This window comes from Pseudomonas sp. UM16 (assembly GCF_050312595.1).
Taxonomy (GTDB): Bacteria; Pseudomonadota; Gammaproteobacteria; order Pseudomonadales; family Pseudomonadaceae; genus Aquipseudomonas.
In genome coordinates, this window is the sequence record NZ_JBNPJT010000089.1 from 1 (window position 1) to 281 (window position 281).

The following is a 281-nucleotide window of genomic DNA, read 5'->3' on the forward strand; positions in this document are numbered from 1 at the left end:
GGCAACACCCTGACCATCACTGGCTACAACCCAGCCACGGGCGTGGTGACCTACACCTACACGCTGCTCGACAACGAGGCGCATACCAGCGGCAATGGCACCTCCCTGAGCGAGAGCTTCACCGTGGTTGCCACCGATAACGATGGCAGCACGGCCAGTGGCAACATCGATGTCAACATCGTCGATGACGCGCCAAAGGCTTTCAATGACACCAACAGCACCACCGCCACAGAAACCCAGCTGACCGTGACTGGTAACGTGCTGAGCAACGACACCCAAGG

The 281-nt window shown here is 59.4% G+C and carries 1 protein-coding gene; it reads left to right on the forward strand.

What is annotated here, in order from left to right; translation table 11 throughout:
- Nucleotides 1–281, forward strand: a 281-nt coding sequence (locus tag ACQRAX_RS25690; protein ID WP_427867796.1) for a VCBS domain-containing protein, incomplete at both ends; no start/stop codon positions are given.